This window comes from Pantoea sp. X-Soil-ISGK-285, assembly GCF_059730815.1.
Window position 1 is genome coordinate 870,121 of record NZ_AP035938.1, and the last position, 25,390, is coordinate 895,510.

The following is a 25,390-nucleotide window of genomic DNA, read 5'->3' on the forward strand; positions in this document are numbered from 1 at the left end:
AGTATCTCAAAACCGATTTGGTTGCGTAAGCAGCCGGGCCGCGTTTGAGATATTTGCTCTTTAACAATCCGGAACAAGCTGAAAATTGAAACGACGCAGCGCGTCATTCCTCCGTAATTAAGGAATGACTTGGCGATGCGTTCGAGTCTCTCAAATGCTTGCAATTCGCAGCGTTGTAAAACGCCTGTGGGTTGTGAGGTTAAGCGACTAAGCGTACACGGTGGATGCCCAGGCAGTCAGAGGCGATGAAGGACGTGCTAATCTGCGTAAAGCGACGGTAAGGTGATATGAACCGCTACAGCCGTCGATGTCCGAATGGGGAAACCCGGTGCACTCTGTGCATCATTGCAGCATGAATACATAGTGCTGCAAGGCGAACCGGGGGAACTGAAACATCTAAGTACCCCGAGGAAAAGAAATCAACCGAGATTCCCCCAGTAGCGGCGAGCGAACGGGGAGCAGCCCAGAGCCTGAATCAGTTTGTGTGTTAGTGGAAGCGTCTGGAAAGTCGCAGGGTACAGGGTGATACTCCCGTACACAAAAGCACACATGCTGTGAGCTCGATGAGTAAGGCGGGACACGTGGTATCCTGTCTGAATATGGGGGGACCATCCTCCAAGGCTAAATACTCCTGACTGACCGATAGTGAACCAGTACCGTGAGGGAAAGGCGAAAAGAACCCCGGCGAGGGGAGTGAAACAGAACCTGAAACCGTGTACGTACAAGCAGTGGGAGCCTTCTTTATGGGGGTGACTGCGTACCTTTTGTATAATGGGTCAGCGACTTATATTCTGTAGCAAGGTTAACCGTATAGGGGAGCCGCAGGGAAACCGAGTCTTAACTGGGCGTTAAGTTGCAGGGTATAGACCCGAAACCCGGTGATCTAGCCATGGGCAGGTTGAAGGTTGGGTAACACTAACTGGAGGACCGAACCGACTAATGTTGAAAAATTAGCGGATGACCTGTGGCTGGGGGTGAAAGGCCAATCAAACCGGGAGATAGCTGGTTCTCCCCGAAAGCTATTTAGGTAGCGCCTCGTGAACTCATCTTCGGGGGTAGAGCACTGTTTCGGCTAGGGGGCCATCCCGGCTTACCAACCCGATGCAAACTGCGAATACCGAAGAATGTTATCACGGGAGACACACGGCGGGTGCTAACGTCCGTCGTGAAGAGGGAAACAACCCAGACCGCCAGCTAAGGTCCCAAAGTCATGGTTAAGTGGGAAACGATGTGGGAAGGCACAGACAGCCAGGATGTTGGCTTAGAAGCAGCCATCATTTAAAGAAAGCGTAATAGCTCACTGGTCGAGTCGGCCTGCGCGGAAGATGTAACGGGGCTAAACCATGCACCGAAGCTGCGGCAGCGACGCTTATGTGTTGTTGGGTAGGGGAGCGTTCTGTAAGCCGTCGAAGGTGTGCTGTGAGGCATGCTGGAGGTATCAGAAGTGCGAATGCTGACATAAGTAACGATAAAGCGGGTGAAAAGCCCGCTCGCCGGAAGACCAAGGGTTCCTGTTCAACGTTAATCGGAGCAGGGTGAGTCGACCCCTAAGGCGAGGCCGAAAGGCGTAGTCGATGGGAAACAGGTTAATATTCCTGTACTCGGTGTTACTGCGAAGGGGGGACGGAGAAGGCTATATCAGCCGGGCGACGGTTGTCCCGGTTTAAGCGTGTAGGCGGAGGGTCCAGGTAAATCCGGTCCCTTATTAACGCTGAGGCGTGACGACGAGGCACTACGGTGCTGAAGTGATAAATGCCCAGCTTCCAGGAAAAGCCTCTAAGCATCAGGTAACACAGAATCGTACCCCAAACCGACACAGGTGGTCAGGTAGAGAATACCAAGGCGCTTGAGAGAACTCGGGTGAAGGAACTAGGCAAAATGGTGCCGTAACTTCGGGAGAAGGCACGCTGGCGCGTAGGTGGAGGGACTTGCTCCCCGAGCCGAAGCCAGTCGAAGATACCAGCTGGCTGCAACTGTTTATTAAAAACACAGCACTGTGCAAACACGAAAGTGGACGTATACGGTGTGACGCCTGCCCGGTGCCGGAAGGTTAATTGATGGGGTTATCCGCAAGGAGAAGCTCTTGATCGAAGCCCCGGTAAACGGCGGCCGTAACTATAACGGTCCTAAGGTAGCGAAATTCCTTGTCGGGTAAGTTCCGACCTGCACGAATGGCGTAATGATGGCCAGGCTGTCTCCACCCGAGACTCAGTGAAATTGAACTCGCTGTGAAGATGCAGTGTACCCGCGGCAAGACGGAAAGACCCCGTGAACCTTTACTACAGCTTGACACTGAACATTGAGCCTTGATGTGTAGGATAGGTGGGAGGCTTTGAAGCGCGGACGCCAGTCTGCGTGGAGCCAACCTTGAAATACCACCCTTTAATGTTTGATGTTCTAACGTAGGCCCGTGATCCGGGCTGCGGACAGTGTCTGGTGGGTAGTTTGACTGGGGCGGTCTCCTCCTAAAGAGTAACGGAGGAGCACGAAGGTCAGCTAATCACGGTCGGACATCGTGAGGTTAGTGCAATGGCATAAGCTGGCTTGACTGCGAGAGTGACGGCTCGAGCAGGTGCGAAAGCAGGTCATAGTGATCCGGTGGTTCTGAATGGAAGGGCCATCGCTCAACGGATAAAAGGTACTCCGGGGATAACAGGCTGATACCGCCCAAGAGTTCATATCGACGGCGGTGTTTGGCACCTCGATGTCGGCTCATCACATCCTGGGGCTGAAGTAGGTCCCAAGGGTACGGCTGTTCGCCGTTTAAAGTGGTACGCGAGCTGGGTTTAGAACGTCGTGAGACAGTTCGGTCCCTATCTGCCGTGGGCGCTGGAGAATTGAGGGGGGTTGCTCCTAGTACGAGAGGACCGGAGTGAACGCACCACTGGTGTTCGGGTTGTCATGCCAATGGCATTGCCCGGTAGCTAAGTGCGGAAAAGATAAGTGCTGAAAGCATCTAAGCACGAAACTTGCCCCGAGATGAGTTCTCCCTGACTCCTTGAGAGTCCTGAAGGGACGTTGAAGACTACGACGTTGATAGGCCGGGTGTGTAAGCGCAGCGATGCGTTGAGCTAACCGGTACTAATGACCCGTGAGGCTTAACCTTACAACGCCAGAGGCGTTTTTGAGAGACACAATTTTCAGCCTGTACCGGATAAAAATTAGCGGAAACGAAAGATTTTGCGGCGTGACAAGGCGCAGAGCGAGGACGTCAGCGGGAGCATACTGAAGTATGTGACCGGTGTGGCCGGGCGATGGCAACGCGGTCATGGCGTAAAAGATTCGTTTCGTGCACCAAGATTTGCCTGGCGGCTTTAGCGCGGTGGTCCCACCTGACCCCATGCCGAACTCAGAAGTGAAACGCCGTAGCGCCGATGGTAGTGTGGGGTCTCCCCATGCGAGAGTAGGGAACTGCCAGGCATCAAATTCGTTCCTTTTCCCCTGACAAGGAAAATAACAGGAACAGACGGCCATCAGCCAGTTGCTGACAGCTGTGAAAGAATCGGTGGAGCGGTAGTTCAGTTGGTTAGAATACCTGCCTGTCACGCAGGGGGTCGCGGGTTCGAGCCCCGTCCGTTCCGCCACTTAATTGGAAAGCCCTGACTTAACGGTCAGGGCTTTTTCCATTGCAGCAAATTCAACACGGAAAAATACACCGCACTGATTCTCTTCGATCTCCCGGATCATTTTAACGATCGCTAATTCTTTGAATCTGAAGCGATAATCGCGCAATCGATCCCACCCTTCCCAATTGTGTGCGGGCAGACCCCGATCAGGCCTGCCCTTGTAGACTTCAGGTACGCCAAGGCTGGTCAGCTGTCCACTCACTCAGAAAATCGATAAAAGCGCGCACACGCTGGCTTACGCCAATATCACTGTAGTAAACAGCATGGAAGGGCATCTCGACCGGCAGACGCTGATCGGCCAACACTTCCACCAGTTTTCCCTCAGCAACTTCACGATCGATCATATAGTCCGACAGGCAGGCAATACCATTACCGGTAAGACAGAGCTGCTTAATCGTCTCTCCGCTGTTAGAGGAGATAGCCCAGCTAATATCATAGAGTTCACCGCTTTCACGGGAGACGGGCCAGCGATTGAGTCGTGGGGAATCATCAAAGCCGAGACAGTGGTGGTTATCCAGCTCAGCCACCGTTTGCGGTGTCCCATGCTCACGGAGATAGGCGGGTGAAGCAACCATCTTGCGAAAGCTCCTGAACAGCAGCCGGGCGTGCAGCGTTGAGTCGGTGAGATTGCCGGCGCGAATGGCGATATCCACTTTCCGCTCAATCAGATTGATAAAACTCTCTGAGGAGATCAAAGAAAGAGTCACGTCAGGATAGCGCAGACGAAAGGGTTTAATCATCGGCATCAGCAAATGCAGAATGACCGGCGTCGCGGCATCAACGCGCAGTAGTCCTTTAGGCGCCTGTAAACTCTCGATCAAATCGCTTTCTGCCGTGGTCATCTCCTGCAAAAAACGTTGAACATGGCGAAAATAGCGTTCGCCCTCCTGCGTAAGCGCCAGCTGCCGTGTTGTGCGGGTCAGCAGGGCAATACCCAGCTTGCTCTCCAGCTTTTTAACTGTCCTGCTGACGGCAGAGTTAGCCATCTTCAGCTGTTCAGCAGCGCGACTGAAACTTCCACTTTCTACAACGCTGACAAACACTTTTAGTTCATCAGAAGATGCCTTCATTCTTCCTCCCTGCAGTCACATGGCCATTAAGCCAGTTTATGATTGATAATGCTGTTATAACCAGTACAGGAGCCGTTAACGATGACGTCGGGGATGTCACCGCCTGATCTGCCTCGTTTTGCTTAGCGAACTTAAAAGGGCTGCTTTATTCTGGAAAAGGTGATGAATTCTGACATTCACCTGCATCCATTGAAACCCCGGTCTAAAATCCCTATAACAGACAGGTGTTAACTGTATTTTGAATCATCAGCCAGGCGGGAAAGTGCGCAAAAAAACTTATGCAATGCGATATGTAGCAGGACAACCAGTGGAACAGATCTTTCCACCTGGCGCGATGCTCCATCTCGGTCAGGCACTGCCACCCGGCGCCCCCTTGCCCGCGCACCCAAACCTCAAAGTTCTGGTGTGGAACATCTTTAAGCAGCAACGCGCAGACTGGATGTCGGTACTGGAAGGATTTGGTAAAGATGCGCACCTGGTATTACTGCAGGAAGCGCAGACCACACCAGAACTGGTGGAGTTTGCCACCAGTAATTATCTCGCTGCCGATCAGGTACCTGCCTTTGTGCTGCCTCAGCATCCCTCTGGGGTGATGACGCTCGCCTCTGCGCACCCGGTCTATTGCTGCCCGTTGCGTGAGCGTGAGCCTCTGCTGAGGCTGTCAAAATCGGCACTGGTCACGGCGTATCCGCTGCCCACGGGTGAAATGCTGATGGTCGTGAACATCCATGCGGTAAATTTCAGCCTGGGCGTAGACGTCTACAGTAAACAGCTGGGGCCAATCGGGGAGCAGATCATGCATCACCAGGGGCCGGTGATTATGGCCGGGGATTTCAATGCCTGGAGCCGTCAGCGTATCAATGCACTCTACCGTTTTGCACAGCGAATGAAGCTGGAAGAGGTCATGTTCACTGCCGATCACCGCCGTAAAGCCTTTGGTCGCCCGCTGGATTTCGTCTTCTATCGCGATCTCAGGGTGAGTGAGGCATCCGTACTGGTGACGCGCGCGTCCGACCATAACCCCTTACTGGTGGAGTTCAGTTCAGGAAGCTAGTCCGGTGCATTAAGCGAGCCTGCAAAGGGGAGGGAAGTCCGGCAGATGAGTAAACGGTGGCGGATGAATAAAAGAAAAAGGCTGACAAATGTCAGCCTTTTCAACGTATCAGGTATCAGGTGTTGCGTTATTATTCACAAACAGCGTTAAGTTATCGCCGGGTTGAATATCTTTCGCACTGTCCAGCACACTGTTCCAGCGCATCACGTCTTTGATATTGACGCCGTGATGACGGGCAATACTGTCAAGAGAATCACCCTTACGAACACGATAGGTGATGCTGTTGCCGTTATCAGCCAGTCGGGTGCCATTCGAACCAATGGTCAGAGTCTGACCAGGTCGGATATCAGCACCGCGCAGGTTGTTATCCTGCTTCAGTGTCGAGACGCTAACGCCAAGTTTTGAGGCGATACCAGAGAGCGTATCACCCCGTCGCACTTTGTACCCGCCACTCGCACTGGCTTTCGCAAGCTGAGTAGGCTGTACCGCTGCGATGTCACCGGAAGCCAGTGAGTTACGCAGTTTCGCGACGTTCGACTTCGGCACCATAATATAGTGTGGGCCGTTTGGCGCTGTTGCGCCGCCTTTATAACCGGTATTGAAGCTCTTCAGTTTCGTGAGCGACATACCCGCCATTTCGGCAGCCTGCGTCAGCTGTATCTGCTGACCCACTTCCACTCGCGCCAGAGCACGACTTTCATTAGGTGTCGGCAGTTTGATACCGTAACGCTTGTTATTTTTGAGCAGTTCACTCAGAGCTAACATTTTAGGCACATACACGGTCGTTTCACGTGGCAGCGATAAATGCCAGAAGTCAGTCGGCTTACCGCGCGCCTTGTTCTGCTTTATCGCTTTGAGTACACGTCCTTCACCACTGTTGTACGCTGCGATGGTTAATAACCAGTCGCCGTCGAACATGGTGTTAAGACGCTGCATCATATCCAGCGCAACTTTCGTGGATGCGACCACATCGCGTCGCCCATCGTAATACTGGTTCTGTTTCAAACCATAGTTTCGACCTGTTGCAGCAACAATCTGCCAGATACCAGCGGCATTGGCTGATGAAGTTGCCCGGGGGTCAAAAGCGCTCTCCACTATGGGTAGCAGTACCAGTTCCATCGGCATTTTACGTTTCTGTATCTGCTCGACTATCCAGTACATGTACGGCTCTGCCCGTAATGTTACATCGTGGAGATAGCTCTTATTTTTTAAAAATTTACTTTTTTGTTCGCGGATTGCCGGGTTTTCCGGAATCCCCATCTTCAACTCGTCACTAATGAAACTCCAGAGATCTGCGTCTGCTGCGAGGCCAGTTCCATCTTCCTGCCATCGCGGCGACAAAAACTCGTCTCCGTACTTTCCATTTTCACCTTGACCAGCTGAAGACAGACTCTGTGCATGCTGTACCGGGATATTGGCATCGTTCCTGGACGCCTGACATCCTACCAGCAAGACTGAGGCGAGTAAGATCGCTTTAGCCTTCATGTGTGTGTCAATAGTTCGCTTAAAAGACGAGCAACTATACGTGACGACTTTTCACAACACAACCCGAAAAATCAAAAAGCGTCTTTCTTCTCGCGTAGAACGGCAAATGAACGCCATACGGGTTCATCAGTAACGTTAACGTTTAATGCCCTTTGTAAATCAACGTCTTGCGTGCGAAGAAATAAATTTATTGTCCGTTCGTGCGCCAGTTTTGTGGGCAAACTAATGCCATTTTCAGCGCGTAAGTCCTTAATTTTCTGATATTCGGCCGTTATTTGTGGGTCATGGGGCAGAATAGCCGCAGCAAACTTCAGATTGGATAAAGTATATTCATGTGCGCAGCAGACTAATGTTTCACCTGGAAGCTGGTTAAGCTTTTGAAAGGAATCATACATCTGCTCTGCCGTGCCCTCAAAAAGCCGTCCGCAGCCGCCCGAAAAGAGTGTGTCACCACAGAAAAGATAAGGTGAGCTGTAATATGAGATATGTCCTAAAGTGTGACCAGGGGTGTGGATCACCTCAAACGTCAGGCCCAGTACCGTGACCTTATCGCCTTCGCTGACTATGGTTCTGGCCCCTTTAGCCGCAGTTTCCTGGGGACCATAGACCTCAAGCTGAGGGAAATGCTCGCATAGTGTTTTCACTCCGCCCGTGTGGTCGTTATGGTGGTGAGTCAGCAGAATAGCGACCGGCTGCCAGCCGTTGGAGGCCATTTTTTCTAACACCGGTTGGGCTTCGCCGGGATCGACAATCAGGCATTTACCCTCATCATCAGTCAGCGTCCAGATGTAGTTGTCCTGCAACGCAGGAATACTGGTAAGATTCATCATCATCTCTCGCAGGTCGTAGGAAAAGGAAGAGCGTAAAGCATGAAGCCCGCTAAATCACGCCAGATTCTGAACGCACCGCTGTCATGGCGCGATATGCCGTGGGGAGATTATTTCCGCGACGCGCTAACGCAGCAGCTTCAGCCTTACCTTGGAAAGCTTTATGGCTTTCATATGCTTAAGCTTGGCAACCTCAGCGCAGAAATCAACACCGAAAACTGTGCTATTTCACATCAGGTCAATGTTGGCAGGGAAGGTGAGCTGTTACAGGTGCTGGCTGACCCGATGCAACTGCCGTTTGAGTCGAAGTCGATCGATGCCTGTTTGCTGGCCCATACGCTCGCCTGGAGCCAGGATCCTCACCGGGTGTTACGTGAAGTAGATAGGGTGTTAATTGATGATGGCTGGATGATTATCAGCGGCTTCAATCCATTCAGTCTGCTCGGCGTGAGTAAGATGGTGCCGGGCCTGAACCGCAAAGCCCCCTGGAGCGGACGGATGTTCAGCCAGGTGCGGTTAGTCGACTGGCTGGGACTGTTGAATTATGAGGTGGTCTATCGCACCCGCTTTCAGGTGCTGCCGTGGCATCGGCAGGGCGGAAAACTGATCAGCGCCCACTTACCGGCGCTGGGCTGTCTGAATATTGTGGTGGCACGTAAACGCACCTTCCCGCTGCTGCCGACCCGGGCTAAGAAGAGTATGAGCACCAGTAAGATCCGCCAGACGGTCAATGCCACACGCCAGTTCCGGCAGGCAGAGGATCAGGATTCGGTTTTATAACCGATATCCTCAAAAGCGGGATTTTCAGCTGCGCTGCGGGCCAGCACGTCGCAGCGCTCATTTTCCGGATGTCCGGCATGGCCTTTAACCCACTCCCACTGAATCTTATGGGTGCTGAGTGCTAAGTCGAGACGCTGCCAGAGATCGACATTCTTCACCGGCTTTTTGTCGGCGGTTTTCCAGCCACGCTTTTTCCAGTTATGGATCCAGCTGGTAATTCCCTGACGCACATACTGACTGTCGGTACTGAGCACCACATCGCACGGCTGGGTCAGCGCTTCCAGTGAGACAATCGCCGCCATCAGCTCCATCCGGTTATTGGTGGTAAGGTGATAGCCCGCGCTGAAGGTTTTCTCATGCTGACCGTAGCGTAAAATCGCCCCATAACCGCCGGGACCGGGATTTCCAAGACAGGATCCATCGGTGAATATTTCTACCTGTTTGCGCATCTCTGGTAGACTTCCTCTCAAAAACGCTAAGTCTGACATAAAACGGGTCTTATGAGCACTGCAAATAACCGCCAGATCGTTCTCGATACTGAAACCACCGGCATGAACATGATCGGGGTACATTATGAGGGGCATCGCATCATTGAGATTGGTGCGGTAGAGGTGATTAACCGTCGCCTGACCGGTAACAATTTCCATATGTATCTCAAGCCCGATCGGCTGGTCGATCCCGAAGCCTTTGGCGTACACGGCATTGCCGATGAGTTCCTGGCCGACAAGCCTGCATTCAGCGAGATTGCCGATGAGTTTCTCGACTACATTCGCGGTGCTGAATTAGTGATCCATAATGCCCCGTTTGATATCGGCTTTATGGACTACGAGTTTGCAAAGCTGAACCGCGGCATTGAGAAAACCGAAACTTTCTGCAAAATCACCGACAGTCTGGCGCTGGCGCGCCGTATGTTTCCCGGCAAGCGCAACAGCCTTGATGCGCTTTGCTCGCGTTACGAAATAGACAACAGCAAACGAACCCTGCACGGCGCACTGCTCGATGCCGAGATTCTGGCTGAACTCTTCCTGACGATGACCGGCGGACAGACTTCACTCTCCTTTTTATCGGAAAGTGAAAGCGCCCGACAGGCGCAGGGAGAGAGCATCCAGCGCATCGTGCGTCCCACCTCTGCACTGCGCGTGGTCACGGCCAGCGATGAGGAAGTGGTTGCCCATGAGTCACGTCTGGATCTGGTGATGAAAAAGGGTGGTAGTTGCCTGTGGCGCGGCTGAATTACGCATTTTTGTGGATAAAATCAACGGCAAGCTGAAAAAAACAGCAAACGATTTGTTCACCTGGAAAAAGCGTTGACGTCGCAACAGGCTGCCATTACTATGCGCCTCGTTCCCGACGGGGAACAAAGCGCGGAGCGGTAGTTCAGTTGGTTAGAATACCTGCCTGTCACGCAGGGGGTCGCGGGTTCGAGCCCCGTCCGTTCCGCCAATCTCTTTAAAAAAGCCGATTCAGAAATGAATCGGCTTTTTGCTGTCTGCTATTCAGCGGTGGCCTGGTTCTTCTGCGGCATCACCTCGCCTTGCCAGCGGGCACCATCCTCCGCCTCACGATCTTCACGGGCGATAAAGCGATAGCAGCCTGCCGCCAGACCGGCGCCAATAAACCAGCTGAAGTTCGCCACCTGATGCAGGGAAGGGATAAAGCTAATCACCAGGCAAATCGCCACCGATGGCAGCAATGCGCCAATCGCTTTAGGGTTAAAGCCACCGCGATACCAGTAACGGCCTGCCGGCGTATCGTTAAACAGATCGTCGACCGAGATGCGTCCACGTTTAATCAGATAGAAATCGGTCAGCAAAATCCCGAACAGCGGCCCGATAAACGATCCCAGCACATCCAGCGTATAGTGAATCAGCTCAGGAGACTGGAACAGATTCCACGGCGTTAACAGCACCGACCCCACCGCGGCGATCATCCCGCCGGTACGGAAACTGATTTTCTGCGGTGAACAGTTGGAGAAGTCAAAAGCGGGCGAGACGAAGTTCGCCACGATATTGATGCCGATGGTGGCGGTAATCATGGTCAGCAATCCAATCGCGACCGCCAGATCGTTGCCGACCATGCTCACGGTTTCGATGGGATCGGTAATCATTTTGCCAAACAGCGACTGTGTACCCGACACAATCACTACGGTCACCACCGAGAACAGCAGAAAGTTAAACGGCAGTCCCCAGCGGTTGCCGCGACGGATCTCTGACATGCTTTTGCCGTAGCGTGAAAAGTCACCGAAGTTCAGCAGCGGCCCGGAGAAGTAAGAGACCACCAGCGCCGTCGCCGTAATCATCTGCCACGTCTGCTCGCCTGCGGTCAGCGATTTGCTGGCGAGGGTAAATGAGATCCCATCGAAGCCGGTCTTGTATACAATCCAGCCCGCCAGCGCCACCATCACCACATAGACCGCCGGTCCGGCGACATCAATAAACCGTTTGATGGCGTTCATGCCATGCCAGAACACCATTGCCTGTAGTAACCACATAATGCCGAAGCAGCACCAGCCCAGCAGCGACAGACCAAGCCAGTGCGGCACGGTCATCGACGTCATCGACGGCGCGAACTTCAGCAGCACCAGCATCAGCGCATTCGCCGCGAGATAGGTCTGGATGCCATACCAGGCGAACGCGATCAGGCCGCGTATCACCGCCGGGATATTGGCACCAAACACCCCAAATGCCTGACGGCAGATCACCGCATAGGGGACGCCCGCCATCTGGCTCGGTTTCGCCACCAGATTCGCACAGATCTGCACGATGCAGATCCCCGCCAGCAGGCAGAGCAGCACCTGCCAGCTGGCTAATCCCAGCGTGAAGAAGCTGGCCGCCACCACATAGCCGCCCATGCTGTGCACATCCGACATCCAGAAAGAAAAAATGTTGTACCACGACCAGTTCTGATCGCGAGTCGGTGCCAGGTCGTCGTTACAGAGTCGTGGGCTGTAACGGGCGTTGGCTTCAGAGGCCGTGCTGGCCACCGTTGATTGATTTGGCATGAAACCTGCTCCTCTACCCGAGAGTGGAATGAATAATCTGGTAAAGCGGTATTGCAGGATCCAGGCCAGATCTCTTTTCTTGTATACAATATTTATTTTTCACGTATACGATATGTGGCGTACAGCAAGCGACCGGAGCGGGTAATGACGAGTAAAACAGGACAGCGAGACGCCACCAGGCTGCAGGATAAAGATGAAGGGATTTACCAGGCATTGATGAACGCCATTGTTGAGCATCAGCTGCCGCCGGGCAGTAAATTGCCGGAAGAGGCGCTTTCCGGGGTCTTTGGCGTGAGCCGCACCGGCATCCGCAAAGTGCTGCAACGCCTCGCGGCGGTGCAAATGGTCACTCTGACGCCCAAACGTGGTGCGCAGGTCTCCACGCCCGGCGTTGAAGAGGCGCGGGATATCTTCTCAACCCGCAGTTTAATGGAGTGCGCTAATCTGCCAGCGGTCCTGGCCCATCTGCAGCCCCCGCATCTGGTGGCGCTGGAGCAGCTCATCGCGCAGGAGAATCAGGCGCACGCCGATCATGATGGCCCGGCAGCCATCCGGCTGTCAGCGGCCTTTCATATTCAGTTGCAGGCGATCTCCGGGAATCAGGTGCTCACCGGCATGGTGACCAGCCTGACGCAGCGCTCATCACTGGTGATCGCCGCCTATGGCGCACCCTGGCAGCGTGGCTGCCGCTGTGACGATCATGCGAATCTGCTTCAGTTACTGCGCGCGCGTGCGCTGCAGCCGCTGACGCAGGCGCTACAGCATCACTTCGAGCACATCGTCTCCAGCCTGCACTTCGAACGCAGCGGGGAAACGCTGCCCGACTTTTCCCGACTGTTTGCCGCAGGCTCTGGAGCTGCCTCATGAGCCTGATTCAGGTTATTAACCCTAATACCAGCCTGGCGATGACCGAAACTATCGGTCAGGCCGCGCGTGCGGTCGCCGCACCGGGCACCGAAATTCTGGCTGTTTCGCCGTCGCAGGGTGTGCCCTCCATTGAAGGGCATTTCGATGAGGCGATCGCCGCCATCGGCGTGCTGGAGCAGATTAAACTGGGCAGAGCGCAGGGCGTCAGCGGCCACGTCATTGCCTGCTTTGGCGATCCGGGTTTGCTGGCGGCACGCGAACTGGCCAGCGGACCGGTGATCGGCATCGCGGAAGCGGCGATGCATACCGCCACGCTGCTGGCGACGCGTTTCTCCATTGTCACCACGCTGCCGCGCACCCTGGTGATTGCGCGTCATCTGCTGCAGCAGTATGGCTTTACCCATCACTGTGCCGCACTGCATGCCATCGATCTGCCGGTACTGGCGCTGGAAGATGGCAGCGGCCTGGCGCAGGAAAAAGTGCGGCAGCGCTGCATTCAGGCTAAACGGGAAGATGGCAGCGGGGCGATTGTGCTGGGCTGTGGCGGAATGGCGACGCTGGCCGGGGAGCTGACCCGGGAGCTCGGCCTGCCGGTGATCGATGGCGTCAGCGCGGCGGTGAAGATGGTGGAGTCGCTGGTGGCGCTTGGTTTTGGCACCAGCAAACATGGTGATCTGGCCTGGCCTTTGCAGAAACCTCTCTCAGGTGCGTTTCAGCATCTAAACTAACGGAACTTTCCCGAATCAAAACAGGTGGAGTGATGACTGACGCTGCAGAGAAGAAAGAGTACAGCTTTAACAAAAACTATCCGCGCGATTTAATCGGTTATGGCGCTCATCCGCCGCACGCCGCCTGGCCCAACAACGCCCGTGTGGCGGTGCAGTTTGTTCTGAACTACGAAGAGGGCGCAGAAAACAGCGTGCTGCACGGCGATACCGGCTCAGAGCAGTTCCTCTCCGACATCATCGGGGCAGCCAGCTATCCCGATCGCCACATGTCGATGGAGTCGCTGTATGAGTACGGCTCACGCGCCGGTTTCTGGCGCATCCACAACGAATTCCAGAAACGCGGTCTGCCGTTAACGGTTTTCGGCGTGGCGATGGCGCTGGCGCGTCATCCGGAAGTCGTCGAGGCAATTAAACAGGCTGACTACGATGTGGTCAGTCACGGCTGGCGCTGGATCCACTATCAGGGCATGGATGCAAAAACCGAACGCCAGCATATGCAGCAGGCGGTCGATGTGCTGGTTGATCTGTTTGGTAAAGCGCCGACCGGCTGGTACACCGGCCGCGACAGCCCGAATACCCGGCGGCTGGTGGTGGAGCAGGGCGGTTTCAGCTATGACAGTGACTACTACGGCGACGATCTGCCTTTCTGGACCCAGGTCACCTGTCAGGATGGAACGGTTAAACCGCACCTGATTATCCCCTATACCCTGGAGTGCAATGACATGCGCTTTGCCTCGCCGCAGGGATTTAATACCGCGGAACAGTTCTTTACCTATCTGCGCGACAGCTTCGATGTGCTGTATGAAGAGGGCGAAACCGCACCAAAGATGATGTCGATCGGTATGCATTGCCGCCTGCTGGGCCGTCCTGGCAAATTCCGCGCGCTGCAGAATTTTCTCGATCACATCCAGCAGCATGAGGATGTCTGGATCTGTACCCGTCAGCAGATCGCTGACCACTGGATCAACACGCACCCGGCACCTTAAGCCGGTTCCGGCGCTCGGCCCGCGTTGATCGGGCGAAGCGCCGGACGATGTCAGCCCATCAGGCTGACCTGCGCCGCCACGATGCACCAGCCGTGGGGCATGCGTACCCAGGTCTGCTGCTGACGGCCAATTTTATCGCTGCCGGTGCGGGTAAATTCGGTGCTGCAGACCGCATAATCCTCGCCAAAGGTGGTGATCACGGTGTTTCGTAGCGTCCGGTTCAGCCCGGCTGAAGGACGCGCGGCGCGGAAGGCCCGAATCTCATCAATGCCATACAGATTCTCACCTGCGCCGAGGCGCACGGTTCGCGGGTCGTGCCAGAACAACGCATCCAGTTCGGCCACGTCATTGCTGACCAGCGCCTGCTCGTAGCGGTAAAACTGCGCCGTCACCTCGGTGACCACCTGCGGTAAATTAATCTCTCTGTTCATCAGGCTCCAGCCATATTGATTTGCGGTATCGTAATGCCGCGTTGTTCCAGTGCCCAAGCGGCACGTAACACCGCCTCTTCATTAAATGGACGGGCGATAAGCTGTAATCCAATCGGCAGACCGCTTCGGGTCGCCAGCGGCACGGTACAGACCGGCAATCCCAGGAAGGAGATCGGCTGCGTCAGCATACCCATGCTCGCCTTAGCGGGCAGCGATTCCCCCTGAATCGACAGGGTCTGCTGACCGATGGTGATCGCGCTGCAGGGTGTCGCCGGCGCTATCAGCACATCAAACCGATCAAAAAGCGGCAACACCTGCTGCTGGAAATGGCGGCGGAAACGCTGCGCCTGCACGTACCAGGCACCTGGCATCATGGCACCGGCCAGCAGACGCTCGCGTGAATTGGGTTCAAACTGCTCAGGCGTCTGGCGCAGGGCGGGCAGATAGTGATTGCCGCCTTCTGCCGCGGTCATGATAAACGCCGCCGAGCGTGCCAGCTCAGCGTCTGGCATCAGCACCTCTTCCTGTGCATCAAGTGCTGCCGCGATCACCGCGACGGCAGCGCGGGCATCCTCATCGCACCAGCGGGCAAAAAAGCCACCCAGTACGCCGCAGCGCAAGCCTTCGCTGCCCTGTGACAGCCCCGGTAGCGTCGCGGCCAGCGGGCGATCGGCCTGAAACGCATCGGTGTGGTCTGCGCCCTGCAACAGATCATATACCAGCGCCAGGTCTTCAACCCGCCGCGCCAGAGGACCGATGTGATCGAGGCTGGCGACAAACGGATGGCTGCCGCTGCGTGACAACCGGCCAAAGGTCGGCTTAAGACCAAAAATACCGCACAGCGACGCGGGCACCCGAATCGAGCCGTTGGTGTCGGTGCCCAGTGAAAAGTGGACCAGACCGGCGGCCACGGCAGCCGCCGAACCGCCTGACGAGCCGCCAGCCACGCGGCTGAGATCGCGCGGATTGTGCGTCGCGCCGTAGTGGCTGTTTTCGGTGGTAAAACCATACGCGTAGGCATCCATGTTCAGCATGCCAGACAGCAGCGCACCAGAGCGACGCAGTTTATCGACAGCAAACGCATCTGCACGTGCCGCCGGCCGGTCGCTGAACAGGCTGGCACCGGCCAGGGTAGTGTGACCCGCCACATCAAACAGGTTTTTTACCGCATACGGGATGCCCGCCAGCGGTGGCAGGGTTTCGCCGCGCTGCCGCTGCGCATCAATCGCACTGGCTTCTTTTAACATGCGCGGCCCGGTCACTTCCGTCCAGGCATTCAGCGCCGGATTGTGCTGCTCAACCGCCTGCAGCGTGCGCTTTGCCACTTCCAGCGCACTGATTTCACCCTGCTGAATCGCCCGCTGCAGGGTCTGAATCGAAACGTCACCTAATCTCATGCCTGGTATACTCCTGCCACTTCAAGCCGGTCATCCAGCGGAAACGCCATCAGCGGCGCGGCCATCTCCGCGATACGCGACAGCTGGATCAGCAGTTCAGCGCGGCGGGCGTCATCCAGTTCCAGTTGCAGTATCTGCTCCATATGGCCGATGTAGCTGGCCCAGTCGTGTTGATTCATGATTCGCTCCTGTTAAAAACCGGCGGCGCTGCCGTTACTGCGTGGATCGCTTGCGCCCTCAAACATGCCGTTGCTGTGGCGCACAATGGCGCCCGCATGGCCTACGGATTCGCTGAAGTCCGGCAGCAGCTCCACCTCATGTCCCCACAGACGCAGCATCAATACCGTTTCGTCGTCAAAACGACCTTCCAGTTTCAGCGAGTCTGATGATTGCCCCCAGGTCCGGCCCAGCAGCCAGCGCGGCGCACTGACCGCCTGTTGTAACGGCAAGCCCTGAATCACATGGCGGGTAAAAATCGCCGCCTGAGTCTGCGGCTGTCCATCCCCACCCATCGCGCCATACACCAGCGTCCGGCCATCTTTCAGCCGTGCGGCGGCGGGATTCAGGGTATGAAACGGCTGCTTACCGGGTGCCAGGGCCAGCAGATGGTCAGGATCGAGGCTGAAAGCGGCACCGCGGTTCTGCCAGGTGATACCCGTGCCGGGCAGCACCACACCACTGCCAAATTCGTGATAAATGCTCTGAATAAAGGAGACGGCCAGGCCGCTGCTGTCCATCACGCCCATCCAGACCGTATCGCCCGGCCCGCGTCCGTTTCCCCAGGCTGCCGCCTCTCCATCGGTGATCTGGCTGGCGAGTGTGGCAAGGTGATCGCTGTCCAGCAGCGCCTGCAAATCTTCCGTGACGTGACGTGGATCGGTGATGTGTTTGTCGCGCAGTGCAAACGCTTTTTTGGTGGCTTCCACGATACGGTGCACCGTCTGCGCATCGTCAGCCTCCGCCATCTCCAGCCGATCGGTGATGCCCAGGATCGCCAGCGACACCATGCCCTGCGTTGGCGGGGTGATATTCCAGATATCACCTTCGCTGTGGGAGAGATGCAGCGGCGTTGTGCGACGGGCGCGATGCTGCTGCAGATCGGCCAGCGTCACCGGCATGCCCAGCGTGGTCATCTCATCGGCCATATGGTGAGCCAGCGGGCCGCGATAAAAGCTGTCGAGCCCCTCTTCAGTAAGCTGGCTGAGGGTGTTAGCCAGTGCGGGCTGGGTAAAACGGCTGCCTGGCTGCGGCACGTTGCCGTCAGGCATAAAGGTGGCGCTGAAGCCGGGCTGATGCTGCAATTCACTGCGGAACGTCGCGGTGGCGGCGCTCTGTGAGGCAGTCACCGGAATACCGTCGGCGGCGTAGTGAATCGCATCGCGCAGCAGACGTGCCAGCGGCAGCGGCGGGGTGCCCATCTCAGCCGATAGATTCAGTGCCTCCTGCCAGCCGCTGACCGTACCGGCCACGGTCAGCGCCGCTTTCGGCCCGCGATGCGGAATCTTAGGGTGATCGGCGTAGAAATCGTGATGAGCCAGCGAACCGGCTGCGCCGCTGGCGTCGATAGCGACAGGATCGCCGCCGGGCGGCAGAATCAGCCAGAAACCATCACCGCCCAGTCCATTCATATGCGGGTAGACCACGGCGATGGTCGCGGCAGCGGCCACCATTGCTTCAATGGCATTACCGCCATCACGCAGAACCGCGAGCGCGCTCTCACTCGCCAGATGGTGTGGCGTCACCGCCATCCCCTGCGGGGCCATATTGCTTTGAATCATTTTTTTCTCGTTATCCGGGTGACAGAACCGATAACAAAGCAAGAGCTGTTCCAGTTTTCACCCTGAGCTGACAATGCGCCGGTTAACCTGGCGCAAATTGTGCTAGCTTCTGCTGAAACAAAAGTTACAGGACGGGTTATGAAACAGCTTGATGAACGACTCAGGAGTCACTATCCCCAGCTCTCTCCGCAGGAGCAGCGCATTGCCGACTTCGTGTTTGACCACTTCGATGACCTGATCAGCTACAACAGTGCCGAGCTGGCGCGGCTCAGTGGCGTGTCGAAAGCCACGGTCAGCCGGCTGTTTAAGCGTCTGGGCTATGAAAAATACAAGGATATGCGTGATGAGTTACGCATCCTGCGCCAGAGCGGCATGCCGCTGACTGATAATCGTGATGCGGTGCAGGGCAATACGCTGCTGGCGCGACACTACAAGCAGGAGATGGCTAACCTGACGCAGTGGGTGAACAGTCTGGATGCCCGGCACTTTAATGAGGTTATCCAGCAGCTGGCGCAGGCAAAACGCGTCTTTATCATCGGCATGCGCAACGCCTATCCGGTGGCACTGCATCTGCGACAGCAGCTGGTGCAGGCGCGTTCGCAGGTACATATCCTGCCGCAGCCGGGCCAGACGCTGGCTGAGGAGCTGGTGGATATTACGCCGGAGGATATGGTGGTCGTGATGGCCTTCCGTCGTCGTCCCCGCATCATTCGCCCGCTGATGCAGCAGTTGCAGGCTGCCGGTATCCCGCTGCTGGCGCTGTGTGAGCCGCAGGCGCAGACGGTGATTGCGCTGGCGCGCTGGCAGCTCTGTACGCCGCTGGACAGCGTTTCCGCCTTCGACAGTTATGGCTCCGCCATGAGTCTGGTTAACCTGATTGCCAATGCACTGCTGCATGAAATGCTGGCACAGGGACGCCAGCGCATTCATCAGATCGCCGACCTTTACCAGCAGTTTGAAGAGCTGGAGCACCGCTAACAGGCACCATTTTGGTGCTTTGCCCCATTTCAGAACAGACCTTCCCCCGGCGTAGTCGTCCCGATTACGCCAGATTTCAGCTGAATGCTTTGCCGCTTAACCCTTTTTCTGTGGCCGTCCGGATTGGCACATTAGTTGCAGATTGCATCTCAAAGAATCTTTTGTTTCACGTTAATCTCACCGGGGTGCATAATGAAAAAAGTTTTGATGGCGGTTGCGACAGCGGCATTACTGATGGCACAAGCGGGAAGCGCGCTGGCCGATCAACTGCAGGACATCCAGAAACGCGGCGTCATTCGCATCGCCGTGCCGCAGGATTTCCCGCCGTTTGGCTCGGTTGGCACCGATCTGCAGCCGCAGGGGTATGACATCGACACGGCCAGATACCTGGCAAAGCAGATGAAACTTAAGTTGCAGCTGGTGCCGGTCAGCAGTGCCAACCGCGTGCCTTATCTGCAAACCGACAAGGTCGACCTGGTCATCTCCAGCATGGGTAAAAATGCCGAGCGGGAAAAAGTGATCGACTTCACCCGCGCCTATGCGCCGTTCTTCCTGGGCGTATTCGGGCCGAAAGGCGATGAAATCAAAGCGGCGTCTGCCCTGAGCGGCAAATCGATTGGCGTAACACGTGGTGCAGTAGAGGACATGGTGCTCAGTGACGTTGCGCCGAAAGATGCACAGGTGAAACGCTACGAAGATAACAACACTACCTTGTCTGCGTATCTCTCCGGTCAGGTGCAGTATGTGGCGACCGGCAACCTGGTGGTCGCCGCCATTGCCCGTCAGAATCCGGCTAAAGCGCCGGTGGCGCAGTTTATGCTGAAAGATTCTCCCTGCTATATCGGCCTGAAGAAAGATCAGCCGGCACTGAAAGCGAAAGTGAATGCGCTGATTGAGCAGGGCATCAAAGATGGCACCCTGAATAAACTGTCAGAAGAGTGGCTGAAAGCGCCGCTGCCCGCCAACCTCGGCGCCTGAGGAAAGATTCATGACCGGGCAACTTAACTTTCCCGCCCTGTGGCCCTACTGGCCGGAGCTGCTCTCCGGTCTTTGGGTCACCATTCAGCTGACGGTGCTGGCGACTACCGGTGGTGTGGCGCTGGGCATTGCGGGCGCGGCGCTGCGCAGTGGCAGACCCAGCTGGATGAGCCGCCTGTGGGGCATCTATGTCGAGCTGATCCGCAACACGCCGTTTGTGGTGCAACTGTTCTTTATCGTTTTCGGTCTGCCTGCGCTGGGGCTGAAACTCACTGCTGGCGAGGCGGCGCTGTTGGCGATGCTGATCAACCTCGGGGCATATAGCACCGAGATTATTCGTGCCGGAATACAGGTGACACCCAAAGGGCAGTGGGAAGCGGGACGGGTGCTGGGATTAACCCGCAGCCAGACGTTTCTGCGGGTGGTGTTGCCGCCCGCGCTGCAGCGCATTTATCCGGCGCTGGTGAGTCAGTGCATCATCGTGATGCTGGGTTCGTCGGTGGTGTCGCAGGTCTCCTACGAGGAGCTGACCTTCGCCGCCAACCTGATCCAGTCGCGCACCTTCTTAAGTTTTGAGGTCTATCTGGTGACTACGCTGATCTACCTGGCGTTGTCGATTGCAATGCGCCATCTGCTGCTGGCGATTGGCCGTAAATGGTTTGGAGTGCAGCCATCATGATGACGACCTTTACCGACTGGGACATCCTGCGCAACCTGCTGCTGGCGGCACGCTGGACCCTGTTGCTGTCGCTGGTGGCCTTTGTCGGCGGCACGCTGGTGACGCTGCCGCTGCTGTTTATGCGCCTGCTGCAACGCAAATGGTTAACGCGGCTGGTACGCGGTTACACCGCGCTGTTTCAGGGCACGCCGCTGCTGATGCAGCTGTTCCTGGCGTTTTTCGGCGTCGGCCTGTTCGGCATTGATGTTGCACCCTGGACGGCGGCCTCGCTGGCGCTGACCTTCTACACCAGCGCCTTTCTGGTCGATATCTGGTACGGCAGCATCCGCGCCCTGCCAAAAGGCCAGTGGGAAGCGTCGCGCTGTCTCGGCCTGACCTTTGGTCAGACGCTGTGGCGGGTCATTGCGCCGCAGGCGATCCGCATCGGTATTGCCCCGACGGTGGGGTTTGCTGTCCAGGTGATCAAGGGCACCGCGCTGGCGTCAATTATCGGTTTTATCGAGCTGACCAAAGCGGGCACCATTCTGAACAACGTGACCTATCAGCCGTTTAAAGTCTTTGGGCTGGTGGCGCTGGGCTACTTCCTGATGTGTTATCCGCTGTCTCGCTACAGCCAGTATCTGGAGAAAAAATTCAATGCCGCTCATCACCATTAATCAGGTGCAAAAATATTACGGCGACAACCATGTGTTGAAAGGCGTGGATCTGGATATCGACATGGGCGAGGTGATCTCAATCATCGGTCGCAGCGGATCGGGCAAAAGCACGCTGCTGCGCTGCATGAACGGGCTGGAAGGCTATCAGGAGGGCAGCATCAAGCTCGGCGGTATGACGATTACCGATCGCGACTCGCAGGCGCGTGAAATCAGCCGCTCGGTCGGGATGGTGTTTCAGAGCTTCAATCTGTTCCCGCACATGACGGCACTGGAGAACGTGATGCTGGCGCCGCGCCGGGTGCTGAAAAAAAGCGAGGCCGAGTGCCGGGCGCTGGCGGCGCAGATGCTGGAGAAGGTCGGGCTGGGCGAGCGTCTCAACTACTATCCTGCCAGCCTCTCCGGCGGTCAGCAGCAGCGCGTGGCGATCGCCCGTGCACTGGCGATGACGCCGAAAGTTTTACTCTGTGATGAGATCACCTCCGCGCTCGATCCCGAGCTGGTGGGCGAAGTGCTCAAAGTTCTGGAGCAGCTGGCGTCAGAAGGGATGACGCTGATCCTTGTCACGCATGAAATGAGCTTCGCCCGCGACGTGGGCGATCGTGTGGTCTTTATGCATCAGGGGCGCGTCTGGGAGCAGGGCGACAGTAAGACGCTGTTCGCTCAGCCGCAGTCACCGGAGCTGAAGCAGTTTATCTCTTCGGTTCGCCTCTGATTCTGAAAAAGGAAATTACGATGGATATCAATCACTACCCGCAACTTAACCCGCCACAGCGTCTGCTAATGGGGCCAGGACCGATCAATGCCGATCCACGTGTGCTGCGCGCCATGTCGAGTCAGCTGCTGGGGCAGTACGATCCCGCGATGACCCACTACATGAATGAAGTGATGGCGCTCTATCGCGGCGTGTTTCGCACAGAGAACCGCTGGACGCTGCTGATTGACGGCACCTCCCGCGCCGGTATCGAATCGATTCTGCTGTCATCGATCCGGCCTGGCGACAAAGTGCTGGTACCGGTGTTTGGCCGCTTTGGTCATCTGCTGTGCGAAATTGCCCGCCGCTGTCGTGCGGAAGTGCACACCATTGAAGTGCCGTGGGGCGAAGTCTTTACTCCCGACCAGATCGAAGATGCGATCAAAAAAGTGCGGCCGCGCCTGCTGCTGACCGTGCAGGGCGACACCTCAACCACCATGCTGCAGCCGCTTGAGCAGCTGGGTGCGATCTGCAAACAGTATGGCGTACTGTTCTACACCGATGCCACCGCGTCGCTGGCGGGTAACGCGCTGGAAACGGACGCCTGGGGACTTGATGCCGTATCCGCGGGGATGCAGAAATGCCTGGGCGGTCCATCGGGTACCTCGCCGATCACGCTGAGCGCAGAGATGGAAGCGGTGATCCGCAAACGCAAATGCGTAGAGCAGGGGATCCGCACCGAGGCGCATCAGGATGGCGAAGAGGAGATGATCTACTCCAACTATTTTGATCTCGGCATGATCATGGATTACTGGGGGCCGGAGCGGCTCAACCACCATACCGAAGCGACCAGTGCGCTGTTTGGCGCGCGCGAGTGCGCCCGGCTGATCCTGCAGGAGGGGCTGGACAACGGCATCGCCCGCCACAAGCTGCACGGTGAAGCATTGCTGAAAGGCATTCAGGGGATGGGGCTGGAGACCTTCGGCGACCTGAAACACAAAATGAACAACGTGCTGGGCGTGATGATCCCGCCTGGCGTAAACGGCGATCAGGTGCGCAAGCTGATGCTGGAAGATTTCGGCATTGAGATTGGCACCTCGTTTGGCCCGCTGCATGGCAAGGTGTGGCGCATTGGCACCATGGGCTACAACGCGCGTAAAGATTGCGTGATGCAGACTCTCTCCGCGCTGGAAACGGTGCTGACCTATGTCGGCTATCGCACGCCACAGGGTGCCGCCGCGCAGGCCGCCTGGGATCACTACGGGAGCCACGCATGATGATGAGCGCCAGCGAAGCCCAGGCCGCTGCACAGCGCGTTATGGCGCGCTGCGATGCGCTGGCGGCGATCAGCGAAACGGCCGAGGGGCTGACCCGCGTCTACCTCTCACCCGAACATCTGCGCGCCAACGCCTTTGTCGGTGAGTGGATGCAGGCGGCGGGGATGCAGGTGTGGCAGGATGAAGTGGGCAATATCTGTGGGCGCTACGAGGCGGCAGAAGCGGGTGCACCCGCGTTACTGCTTGGCTCGCATCTCGACACGGTGCGCAACGCCGGTCGCTACGACGGCATGCTGGGCGTGCTCAGCGCCATTGAAACCGTACAGTGGCTTAACGAAAATCAGCGCCGCTTACCGCTGGCGATTGAAGTCATTGGCTTTGGTGACGAAGAGGGCACCCGTTTTGGCATTACGCTGCTCGGCAGTCGTGGCATTACCGGCAGCTGGCCGCAAAGCTGGGTGACGCATCCTGACGGCAACGGCATCACCGTGGCGCAGGCGATGGCGGATGTCGGGCTCGACAGCGACAGGATCGCATCTGCGGCGCGGCGGGTTGAGGATATCGTCGGTTATCTTGAGCTGCACATCGAGCAGGGCCCCTGCCTGGAGCAGGAGGATCTGGCGCTCGGTGTGGTCACGGCCATCAACGGTGCGCGCCGCCTCAACTGCCGTTTCACCGGTGAAGCGGGCCATGCGGGCACGGTGCCGATGACCCACCGCAAAGATGCGCTGGCTGCCGCTGCCGAGTGGATGGTGTTTATTGAGCAGACCACCCGTGAGCAGGATCCGCAACTGGTGGCTACCGTCGGTACGATTAACTGCGCGCCGGGAGCGGTAAATGTAATCCCTGGCGAGGTATCGCTGTCGCTGGACGTGCGCGGTCCGCTGGATAACCCACTGGAGACACTGCTCTCCAGTCTGTTAACCCAGGCGGAGGCGATTGCGCTGCGGCGTGGACTCCGCTTTGAGTCGAACGAATATTATCGCATCGGTGCCACCGCCTGTGACTCCGCGCTGCAGCAGGCGCTGAGTCATGCGGTGGAAACGGTGCAGGGTCGCAGCCTGTCACTGCCGAGCGGCGCCGGGCACGACGCCATCGCTATCGCTGAACGCTGGCCGGTCGGCATGCTATTTGTGCGTAACCATCGTGGTATCAGCCACCATCCGGCAGAGTCCGTGGCGGTGGCTGATATGGCGCCCGCGCTGCAGGCTTATTTACAGGCGGTCTCGCTGATTGCTGAACGGAGCTGAACATGGAATTAGCCGCATTTAATCAGCTGACAGCTGATGAGGCGCAGGCGGCCATCCGGCACTGTGTCGCTATCCCGCACTGGCAGCAGTCGCTGGTGGCGGCGCGGCCTTTTGACACCCTGGATGCGCTACGGGCAACCGCCGATGCGCTGGCCCGCCAGTGGCAGCAGCCTGAGCTGGAGGCCGCACTGTCGGCGCATCCCCGCATTGGCGAACGCGCGAACGGCGCGGATAAAGAGGCGGCCCTGTCGCGCGGAGAGCAGTCTGCGATGCAGCAGGCCGACAGCGCTTTGCAGCAGGCAATGCAGCAGGGGAATCAGGCTTATGAAACGCGTTTTGGCCGGGTGTTTCTGATTCGCGCCAAAGGGCGCAGCGGCGAGCAGATGCTGGCAGAATTGCAGCGTCGGTTGCAGAATAGCGATCCTGCCGAGCAGCAGGAGGCGCTGGATCAGCTGCGTGAGATTACCCTGTTACGCCTGAAGGAGACGATTCAATGAGTACTGTTACCACCCATATTCTGGACACGGCGCTGGGCAAACCGGCCAGCGGTGTAGCGATTTCACTTGAGCAGAACAGCCCGGAAGGGTGGTTTCCGATTTCACAGGGTGAAACCGACAGCGACGGGCGTCTGAAAGATCTGACGCCCGAGCCGCTGACGCCGGGCCACTACCGTTTAACGGCAGAAATCGGCGACTATTTTGCCGCCGCCGGTCGGGATGCACTCTACGTCAGCGCGCAGATCGATTTTATGATTGCCGAAGCGGGCAGCCATTTTCATCTGCCGTTTCTGATTTCGCCCTGGTCCTGGTCAACTTATCGCGGCAGTTAATGGGCGGTCTGACTTCCCGCCC

At 57.0% G+C, this 25,390-nt stretch carries 25 protein-coding genes, 2 tRNA genes and 2 rRNA genes; 19 read left to right on the forward strand and 10 right to left on the reverse strand.

Going from position 1 to position 25,390, the window contains the following annotated elements:
• Nucleotides 1-197: 197 nt before the first annotated feature.
• From AC6I8B_RS03935 to AC6I8B_RS03945, 3 genes are all read left to right on the forward strand, one after another.
• Nucleotides 198-3,106 (forward strand): 23S ribosomal RNA (locus tag AC6I8B_RS03935).
• A gap of 198 nt (nt 3,107-3,304) precedes the next feature.
• Nucleotides 3,305-3,420: ribosomal RNA gene (gene rrf / locus AC6I8B_RS03940) — 5S ribosomal RNA — on the forward strand.
• An 87-nt stretch (nt 3,421-3,507) separates the two neighbouring features.
• Nucleotides 3,508-3,584, forward strand: a tRNA-Asp gene (locus AC6I8B_RS03945).
• Between the two features lies 1 nt (nt 3,585).
• Here AC6I8B_RS03945 and AC6I8B_RS03950 read toward each other — a convergent pair.
• Both AC6I8B_RS03950 and yafC read right to left on the reverse strand, forming a co-directional pair.
• Entirely contained in the window at nt 3,586-3,828 is a 243-nt protein-coding gene (locus AC6I8B_RS03950) for a hypothetical protein (protein WP_157351575.1), read from the reverse strand.
• Entirely contained in the window at nt 3,794-4,696 is a 903-nt protein-coding gene (gene yafC / locus AC6I8B_RS03955) for a DNA-binding transcriptional regulator YafC (RefSeq protein ID WP_157351577.1), read from the reverse strand. Before yafC ends, AC6I8B_RS03950 begins: the two co-directional genes overlap by 35 nt.
• A 262-nt stretch (nt 4,697-4,958) precedes the next feature.
• Between yafC and AC6I8B_RS03960 the strand changes: the two genes are divergently transcribed.
• Complete coding sequence (locus AC6I8B_RS03960; RefSeq protein ID WP_010255114.1) at nt 4,959-5,750, forward strand: endonuclease/exonuclease/phosphatase family protein; 792 nt, start codon at nt 4,959-4,961, stop codon at nt 5,748-5,750.
• Nucleotides 5,751-5,858: 108 nt separating this feature from the next.
• Here AC6I8B_RS03960 and mltD read toward each other — a convergent pair whose 3' ends face one another.
• Both mltD and gloB read right to left on the reverse strand, forming a co-directional pair.
• Complete coding sequence (mltD, locus tag AC6I8B_RS03965) at nt 5,859-7,235, reverse strand: murein transglycosylase D (protein ID WP_022625195.1); 1,377 nt, start codon at nt 7,233-7,235, stop codon at nt 5,859-5,861.
• A 71-nt stretch (nt 7,236-7,306) separates the two neighbouring features.
• The gene (gene gloB / locus AC6I8B_RS03970; RefSeq protein ID WP_052272058.1) at nt 7,307-8,062 is read right to left on the reverse strand and encodes a hydroxyacylglutathione hydrolase; all 756 of its coding nucleotides are present in this window, start codon (nt 8,060-8,062) and stop codon (nt 7,307-7,309) included.
• Nucleotides 8,063-8,104: 42 nt separating this feature from the next.
• Here gloB and AC6I8B_RS03975 point away from each other — a divergent pair, with 42 nt between their 5' ends.
• Nucleotides 8,105-8,842, forward strand: a complete 738-nt coding sequence (locus AC6I8B_RS03975) for a class I SAM-dependent methyltransferase (RefSeq protein WP_010671138.1) — start codon at nt 8,105-8,107, stop codon at nt 8,840-8,842.
• Here AC6I8B_RS03975 and rnhA read toward each other — a convergent pair.
• The gene (gene rnhA, locus AC6I8B_RS03980) at nt 8,824-9,291 is read right to left on the reverse strand and encodes a ribonuclease HI (RefSeq protein ID WP_010255125.1); all 468 of its coding nucleotides are present in this window, start codon (nt 9,289-9,291) and stop codon (nt 8,824-8,826) included. The genes AC6I8B_RS03975 and rnhA overlap by 19 nt on opposite strands.
• Before the next feature lie 51 nt (nt 9,292-9,342).
• On the opposite strand from rnhA, the gene dnaQ reads away from it, so the two are divergent.
• Entirely contained in the window at nt 9,343-10,074 is a 732-nt protein-coding gene (dnaQ, locus tag AC6I8B_RS03985) for a DNA polymerase III subunit epsilon (protein WP_157351579.1), read from the forward strand.
• 134 nt (nt 10,075-10,208) lie between these two features.
• A tRNA-Asp gene (locus tag AC6I8B_RS03990) sits at nt 10,209-10,285 on the forward strand.
• A 49-nt stretch (nt 10,286-10,334) separates the two neighbouring features.
• On the opposite strand, the gene AC6I8B_RS03995 is transcribed toward AC6I8B_RS03990, so the two are convergent.
• Nucleotides 10,335-11,843, reverse strand: a complete 1,509-nt coding sequence (locus AC6I8B_RS03995) for an NCS1 family nucleobase:cation symporter-1 (RefSeq protein WP_157351581.1) — start codon at nt 11,841-11,843, stop codon at nt 10,335-10,337.
• A 144-nt stretch (nt 11,844-11,987) separates the two neighbouring features.
• Here AC6I8B_RS03995 and AC6I8B_RS04000 point away from each other — a divergent pair, with 144 nt between their 5' ends.
• The 3 genes from AC6I8B_RS04000 to puuE are packed head-to-tail and all read left to right on the forward strand — an operon-like array spanning nt 11,988 to nt 14,424.
• Nucleotides 11,988-12,710 carry a GntR family transcriptional regulator gene (locus AC6I8B_RS04000; protein ID WP_010255133.1) on the forward strand — a complete coding sequence of 241 codons (723 nt, stop codon included), beginning with the start codon at nt 11,988-11,990 and terminating at the stop codon, nt 12,708-12,710.
• Entirely contained in the window at nt 12,707-13,438 is a 732-nt protein-coding gene (gene hpxA, locus AC6I8B_RS04005; RefSeq protein WP_010671141.1) for an allantoin racemase, read from the forward strand. Before AC6I8B_RS04000 ends, hpxA begins: the two co-directional genes overlap by 4 nt.
• Nucleotides 13,439-13,470: 32 nt before the next feature.
• Nucleotides 13,471-14,424 (forward strand): allantoinase PuuE, encoded by a 954-nt coding sequence (puuE, locus tag AC6I8B_RS04010; protein WP_010255138.1) that lies wholly within the window; start codon nt 13,471-13,473, stop codon nt 14,422-14,424.
• A 50-nt stretch (nt 14,425-14,474) separates the two neighbouring features.
• Here the strand turns inward: puuE and hpxZ are convergent, their stop codons facing one another.
• Genes hpxZ through AC6I8B_RS04030 form a run of 4 tightly spaced genes read right to left on the reverse strand, consistent with a single transcriptional unit; the run spans nt 14,475 to nt 18,030 of the window.
• Entirely contained in the window at nt 14,475-14,855 is a 381-nt protein-coding gene (gene hpxZ / locus AC6I8B_RS04015) for an oxalurate catabolism protein HpxZ (RefSeq protein ID WP_033756670.1), read from the reverse strand.
• Nucleotides 14,855-16,252, reverse strand: coding sequence for an AtzE family amidohydrolase (locus AC6I8B_RS04020; RefSeq protein ID WP_122889168.1), 1,398 nt, complete (start codon nt 16,250-16,252; stop codon nt 14,855-14,857). The genes hpxZ and AC6I8B_RS04020 overlap by 1 nt, the downstream gene beginning before the upstream one ends.
• Nucleotides 16,249-16,431, reverse strand: coding sequence for an oxalurate catabolism protein HpxX (gene hpxX, locus AC6I8B_RS04025; protein WP_003852562.1), 183 nt, complete (start codon nt 16,429-16,431; stop codon nt 16,249-16,251). Before hpxX ends, AC6I8B_RS04020 begins: the two co-directional genes overlap by 4 nt.
• 12 nt (nt 16,432-16,443) lie before the next feature.
• Nucleotides 16,444-18,030 carry a gamma-glutamyltransferase family protein gene (locus AC6I8B_RS04030; protein ID WP_157351583.1) on the reverse strand — a complete coding sequence of 529 codons (1,587 nt, stop codon included), beginning with the start codon at nt 18,028-18,030 and terminating at the stop codon, nt 16,444-16,446.
• A 138-nt stretch (nt 18,031-18,168) separates the two neighbouring features.
• Here AC6I8B_RS04030 and hpxU point away from each other — a divergent pair, with 138 nt between their 5' ends.
• From hpxU to uraH, 9 genes are all read left to right on the forward strand, one after another.
• Nucleotides 18,169-19,008 (forward strand): MurR/RpiR family transcriptional regulator HpxU, encoded by an 840-nt coding sequence (gene hpxU / locus AC6I8B_RS04035; RefSeq protein WP_157351585.1) that lies wholly within the window; start codon nt 18,169-18,171, stop codon nt 19,006-19,008.
• Nucleotides 19,009-19,200: 192 nt separating this feature from the next.
• Nucleotides 19,201-19,986 (forward strand): transporter substrate-binding domain-containing protein, encoded by a 786-nt coding sequence (locus AC6I8B_RS04040; RefSeq protein ID WP_010255154.1) that lies wholly within the window; start codon nt 19,201-19,203, stop codon nt 19,984-19,986.
• Nucleotides 19,987-19,996: 10 nt separating this feature from the next.
• Entirely contained in the window at nt 19,997-20,665 is a 669-nt protein-coding gene (locus tag AC6I8B_RS04045) for an amino acid ABC transporter permease (RefSeq protein WP_010255155.1), read from the forward strand.
• Entirely contained in the window at nt 20,665-21,321 is a 657-nt protein-coding gene (locus tag AC6I8B_RS04050) for an amino acid ABC transporter permease (protein WP_010255156.1), read from the forward strand. The genes AC6I8B_RS04045 and AC6I8B_RS04050 overlap by 1 nt, the downstream gene beginning before the upstream one ends.
• Complete coding sequence (locus AC6I8B_RS04055) at nt 21,302-22,033, forward strand: amino acid ABC transporter ATP-binding protein (RefSeq protein WP_010671147.1); 732 nt, start codon at nt 21,302-21,304, stop codon at nt 22,031-22,033. Before AC6I8B_RS04050 ends, AC6I8B_RS04055 begins: the two co-directional genes overlap by 20 nt.
• Before the next feature lie 20 nt (nt 22,034-22,053).
• Nucleotides 22,054-23,289 carry a pyridoxal-phosphate-dependent aminotransferase family protein gene (locus AC6I8B_RS04060; RefSeq protein ID WP_157351587.1) on the forward strand — a complete coding sequence of 412 codons (1,236 nt, stop codon included), beginning with the start codon at nt 22,054-22,056 and terminating at the stop codon, nt 23,287-23,289.
• A complete protein-coding gene (hpxK, locus tag AC6I8B_RS04065) occupies nt 23,286-24,539 on the forward strand; it encodes an allantoate amidohydrolase (RefSeq protein ID WP_157351589.1) in 1,254 nt (417 codons plus the stop codon). The genes AC6I8B_RS04060 and hpxK overlap by 4 nt, the downstream gene beginning before the upstream one ends.
• Before the next feature lie 2 nt (nt 24,540-24,541).
• A complete protein-coding gene (gene uraD, locus AC6I8B_RS04070) occupies nt 24,542-25,036 on the forward strand; it encodes a 2-oxo-4-hydroxy-4-carboxy-5-ureidoimidazoline decarboxylase (protein WP_157351591.1) in 495 nt (164 codons plus the stop codon).
• Nucleotides 25,033-25,368, forward strand: a complete 336-nt coding sequence (gene uraH, locus AC6I8B_RS04075) for a hydroxyisourate hydrolase (protein ID WP_010671151.1) — start codon at nt 25,033-25,035, stop codon at nt 25,366-25,368. Before uraD ends, uraH begins: the two co-directional genes overlap by 4 nt.
• Nucleotides 25,369-25,390: the final 22 nt, after the last annotated feature.